At 44.0% G+C, this 5,815-nt stretch carries 4 protein-coding genes; 2 read left to right on the top strand and 2 right to left on the bottom strand.

The window, feature by feature from the left end; all coding sequences use genetic code 11:
* On the bottom strand, positions 1 to 696 hold a 696-nt coding region (locus V7D75_RS00290; protein WP_333612928.1), incomplete at its 3' end, for a DUF4339 domain-containing protein.
* A gap of 153 nt (positions 697 to 849) precedes the next feature.
* Entirely contained in the window at positions 850 to 3,234 is a 2,385-nt protein-coding gene (ppsA, locus tag V7D75_RS00285; protein WP_191692359.1) for a phosphoenolpyruvate synthase, read from the bottom strand.
* Positions 3,235 to 3,661: 427 nt separating this feature from the next.
* Here ppsA and ppsR point away from each other — a divergent pair, with 427 nt between their 5' ends.
* A complete protein-coding gene (gene ppsR, locus V7D75_RS00280; RefSeq protein WP_333612927.1) occupies positions 3,662 to 4,558 on the top strand; it encodes a posphoenolpyruvate synthetase regulatory kinase/phosphorylase PpsR in 897 nt (298 codons plus the stop codon).
* 188 nt (positions 4,559 to 4,746) lie between these two features.
* Positions 4,747 to 5,815 (top strand): FAD-dependent oxidoreductase (locus tag V7D75_RS00275; RefSeq protein ID WP_333612926.1); only part of this gene is annotated, 1,069 nt, incomplete at its 3' end.

Below are 5,815 nucleotides of genomic sequence, written 5' to 3'. Positions count from 1 at the left end.
GGTAATAAATACCAGCTGCAGCGCAAACAAACCAAACACCATCACTTGTGACATCATCAAAGTGCTGCTAGGAATACTTTCCATCAATGTCATGGAATACTGGTATGCGGCATCCATATCTTGGATGTTTTGAAATTTGGTATAGTCCACATCCATTTTCATTAACGCCATGACCAGCGGTAAAATCGCTAATACATAGAGCAAGCCATTGATTGCGGTCGCTAACACCCGTGACATAATCGGCGCAAGCACCACATCACCGATGACTTTATCTTTAGGCGAGGCGGCTTTGACTGCAGCAGACTTATTTAATGACACATTTTTATTGGGCGTATATTGACGATTGGTGGTCATGTCCAGCTTAGTATTTTTAGCATTCTCTACTGGGCGTTCAGGCTTACCATACAATCTGTCTAGCGATACCGTTTTGTCATCTTTAGAGGTGCTACTAGCAGAATCTTCTGGGAAGATAGTGACGTTATTGATAATAGAGTCATTATCACCTGCCGGCACTATAGGGGCAGGACGATAATAAGTCTGATTATTGGTTAAATTACCAACACGCTGCCACTGATCTAGGCCTTCATGCCACATCAAATCATCTAATACCACTTCACCTGAGGCGAGCATAATATTGAGCTGATCCAACGTGTATGGACCCGCTTGTACGTTATTTCGAGCAAGGAAAATCTGCATAATTGCCTACATAGTTAGTCATATCTTAAGTCACTTTTTCAAGCCACTTTCGCTAATACATTATATTAGGGTCTATTTGAAAAAATCAAATAGACCCTAATGGTAGTATATTAAATGACTCTGTCAATTAACGCTGTGACGTATCGTTACGTCTTATTTCGTTTCTTCGCCAGCTAAGAAGAACCAAGTATCTAGCACTGAGTCAGGGTTTAGTGACACTGAGTTGATACCTTGTTCCATGAGCCAAAACGCAAGATCTGGATGATCTGATGGACCTTGACCACAAATACCAATGTATTTGCCTGCTTTGTTACAAGCCTCGATCGCCATAGATAATAGCTTCTTAACCGCAGGATCACGCTCATCAAATAGATGTGAGACGATACCTGAGTCACGGTCAAGACCTAGCGTTAACTGAGTCAAATCGTTTGAACCGATTGAGAAACCATCGAAGTGCTCTAGGAAATCTTCTGCTAATAGCGCGTTGGTTGGTAGCTCACACATCATGATGACGCGCAGACCATTTTCGCCACGTTTTAGACCGTTTTTCGCGAGTAGCTCGATGACTTCTTTGGCTTCGCCAACGGTACGAACGAATGGAATCATAATCTCAACGTTGGTCAAGCCCATCTCATCGCGGACACGTTTCAATGCTTTACACTCAAGCTCGAAGCAATCACGGAAGTTGTCAGACACATAGCGACTGGCACCGCGGAAACCAAGCATTGGGTTTTCTTCTGATGGCTCGTATAATTTACCACCAAGCAAGTTGGCATATTCGTTTGATTTGAAATCAGACATACGCACGATAACTGGCTGATCCATAAAGGCAACGGCTAGGGTTGAGATACCTTCGACCAATTTATCCACATAGAAATCGACTGGTGAGGCATAACCGGCGATACGCTCATTGATCGCTTGGGCGATTTCGCGTGGCAAGCTGTTCATGTTCAGGAGCGCTTTTGGATGCACACCAATCATACGGTTGATGATGAACTCTAAACGCGCAAGACCGATACCTTCGTTTGGCATTTGGGTAAATGAGAAAGCGCGATCTGGGTTACCCACGTTCATCATGACTTTGAAGGCAAGCTCTGGCATAGATTCAACAGAGTTGGTCTGTACTTCAAAATCAATCTGACCTTCATAGATAAAGCCAGTATCACCTTCAGCACAAGAAACCGTCACGTCTTGACCATCAACCAATAATTCAGTGGCATTACCACAACCGACGATAGCTGGAACGCCAAGCTCACGAGCGATAATAGCCGCGTGACAAGTACGACCACCACGGTTGGTGATAATCGCAGAAGCACGCTTCATGACTGGCTCCCAATCCGGATCGGTCATGTCTGATACTAAGACATCGCCGTCTTGAACTTTGTCCATCTCGTTTAGATTGCTAACGATACGTACTTTACCAGCGCCGATGCGTTGACCGATTGAACGACCTTCACATAGGATTTTAGCATCGCCAGTATTGATAATATAACGCTCCATGACATTGCTGTCTTGGCGGCTCTTAACGGTTTCTGGACGTGCTTGGACGATAAAGATTTCACCGCTGTCGCCGTCTTTTGCCCACTCGATATCCATCGCTTGACCATAATGCTTTTCAATAGTCATGGCTTGTTTGGCAAGTGAGTTTAGCTCTTCAGTGGTTAAAGAGAACTGCATGCGGTCTTGTTTTTCGACATCGACGGTTTTGACAGACTTAGTGGTGCTGCCTTCATCACCATAAATCATTTTCTTATGTTTGCTGCCTAGATTACGGCGAATGACCGCAGGCTTGCCATTTTCAAGCAATTTTTTAGAGATATAGAATTCGTCAGGGTTGACTGCACCTTGCACAACCATTTCACCTAGACCGTAGCTTGAGGTGATAAAGACCACTTGATCAAAGCCACTTTCGGTATCTAGGGTGAACATTACGCCAGCAGCGCCAGTTTCTGAACGTACCATGCGCTGTACAGCAGCAGATAGGGCAACGCCTTCGTGCTCAAAACCTTTATGCACACGATAAGAAATCGCGCGGTCATTATATAAAGAGGCGAATACTTCTTTAATGGCAATCAGGACGTTATCAATGCCGCGAATGTTCAAGAAAGTTTCTTGTTGACCGGCAAATGAGGCATCGGGCAAATCTTCAGCCGTGGCAGAAGAACGTACCGCAACCGCGATGTCTTCGCCGCCACTCATGGTTTCAAACGACTGGCGCACTTCTTGCTCAAGGTCGCTTGGCAGCTCTTGCTCAATAATCCAAGTACGGATTTTTTTACCCGTCTCAGCAAGCTTATTAACATCATTCACATCAAGGGTTTTAAGCTCGTTGTTGATTTTGTCAAGTAAGCCTGTTTCTGTCAAAAAGCGATTGAACGCATTTGAAGTGGTCGCAAAGCCACCTGGAACGCTGACACCCAAATCAGATAAATGGCTGATCATCTCGCCAAGCGAGGCATTCTTGCCGCCAACCATCTCAATGTCATCTTTTCCTAGCTGATCAAGATTGATTACAAGTGCTGTAGATTGCGCTGCCATGATAACTCCAGAAAATAAGGTTATTTAGTAAAGATTATAACGGTCGATTATACCCCTATATTTGGGTAATTTCGATACCTAGAACCAAATAAATCGTCAAAAATATACAAATTGTGGCGATTGCTACATATTTGCGCGGTCAAAACTCAATATTTGGTAATTAGAATATAACAAAGAGTAAAGTATAACTGGTTTTTAGAGAAAAAATTTACTGATAAGAAACCTTCCTTTATAGCAATAAGACAAATGTATAAATACCCTTAATAAATCCCTTTGTTGTATAGCGTTTACTAAGTGTACGCCTGTAACATTGATTTCTATTAGACAGCTATTGTGCGTATAATATAGGGCACAATAAACTAACCGCTACAGATTTTCTGCGCTAAATAAAAGCGCCTATTGAGGTCTTAACCAAGGTGTTCACGTTATGTTTGCAAACAATCCGCCAGAAGCCGCCAAGCCGACCATTCAAAACAAACAAGCGTTGCAAGTAGATAACGACCAAAATATCAGAACGGCGTTTTTTATCTCTGATGGGACGGCGATTACCGCAGAAACCCTTGGACGCGCCATTTTAAGTCAATTTGCCTCTGTGCCTTTTGAGACTCGGGTGCTGCCTTATGTTGATAGCTTAGAGCGCGCCGAAGAAGCGGTCGAACAAATCAATATGGCCTACCAGCGCGACGGCTTGCTACCCTTGGTGTTCGATACGATTGTTAGCCCTGAAATTCGAGAAAAAATTAACTCAGCGCATAGCTGTAATTTGGATATGTATGAAGGGTTAATCGGCCGAGTCGCAGAAGAGACGGGCGTCGAGCCGGACGCGCATTCGGGTCATGCTCATGATAACGTTGATTCTGAGACTTATAAAGAACGTATCGATGCCGTGCATTTTGCGCTAGATAATGATGATGGAGCACGTACTCGTCATTATCATGCCGCAGATATCATTCTTATCGGTGTTTCGCGCTCTGGCAAAACCCCAACCTCACTGTATTTGGCGCTACAATTTGGTATTCGAGCGGCAAACTATCCGCTAACCGAAGAAGATTTAAACGACAATCAATTGCCAAAAGCCTTACGTGAGCATAAACACAAGTTATTTGGCTTGTTAATCGATACCGATCGCTTAGTAAAAATCCGCCAAGAACGCCGCGCGGGCAGCCGTTATTCTAGCTATCAGCAATGTCAGCAAGAACAGCGCGCCATACAGGGCATTTATATCTCGCAAGGGATTCCAAGTCTTGATGTCTCTGAGATGTCTGTTGAAGAGATTGCCACACGTATCTTGCAGATGACGGGACTTAAACGCCGTATAGGCTAAAGGGATTAAGCAACATCGTATAACGAATAACGGCTATGGCGATAACGTAACTGTCGCCAATATTGCAAAATATCCTATCAGCACGTATGGTAGGCACGCTTTAGCGCTATGAGTCTAACTTGATCGTTACTTATAGACATTCATAGTCTAAAAACACACAGATTTATAAATTAATAAAAGAGGATACGATGGGAAGCAAACCGATAAGCGACGCGACCAATGACACAGGTAAAGACATTCATACCGAGGTGTCTAATAAAGAAAGCGGCCGCGCGCCGAACCCTGAGCATACTGAAGGCAAAACTAAAAAAGCAAAAATTGAGCAAACCCATGAGCAAGTCACTGAAGATATTATGCATCACCCTGACTTGGTCAATCCGCTTGATGATATCCGCATCGATATTAAAACCCCTTTTACCAAAGACTCGCAGCGCATCAAAGGTGATAAGCATAAGTATGAATATGACGCCGTTGTCCTAGGCGCCGGGCCTGCTGGTGAAGCGGCGGCGATGAAGCTGACCAAGGCCGGCAAAAAAGTTGCAGTGATTGATCCGCGTGAACAGGTTGGTGGTAACTCGACCCATGTGGGCACGATTCCAAGTAAAGCCTTGCGTCAATCGGTCTTTAACTTGATTAACTTTCGCCGCGATCCTATGTTTACCAAGGCGATGGAGTATCAGCAAGTACCTCTAAACCGTGTGCTCGCTAATGCGCGCCGCGTCATCCGTAATCAAGTAAGCACCCACACCCGTTTTTATGAGCGCAACCGTATTGATGTGATTCATGGTTGGGCAAGCTTTGTTGATGCGCATACTTTAAGTGTCGAAAAAGACGACGGCGTCTTTGAAACCGTGACCTTTAATAAAGCCATTATTACCGTTGGTAGTCGTCCTTATCGTCCTGATATTTTAGACTTTGACCATCCGCGTGTGTTTGACTCTGATAAAATCTTGCAAATGGATTATGTGGTCAAAAAAATCATCATTTATGGCGCAGGCGTCATCGGCTGTGAATATGCCTCAATCTTTACTGGTCTTGGCTATAAAGTTGACTTAATTAATAACCAAAATCAATTGCTCAATTATCTAGACAGCGAAATTAGTGATGCCATTGCTCATGACTTTAGACAGTTTGGCGTCTTGATTCGTAGCAATGAAGAGATTGACCATCTAGAGACGCATGATGATTATGTGGTCTTGCATCTAAAAAGCGGTAAGCGCATCAAATCAGATGCCATTCTTTGGTCAAATGGGCGTT

It is taken from the genome of Psychrobacter sp. (assembly GCF_036731945.1).
Lineage (GTDB): Bacteria > Pseudomonadota > Gammaproteobacteria > Pseudomonadales > Moraxellaceae > Psychrobacter.
Note: the sequence above shows the minus strand (reverse complement) of the source record. Positions and strands in the feature narration are given on the sequence as shown.

Bases quoted from the DNA above. Each gene is read 5' to 3' on its own strand.
- ppsR (WP_333612927.1), top strand. From the start codon at position 3,662: ATGTTTGCAAACAATCCGCCAGAAGCCGCCAAGCCGACCATTCAAAAC.
- ppsA (WP_191692359.1), bottom strand. From the start codon at position 3,234: ATGGCAGCGCAATCTACAGCACTTGTAATCAATCTTGATCAGCTAGGA.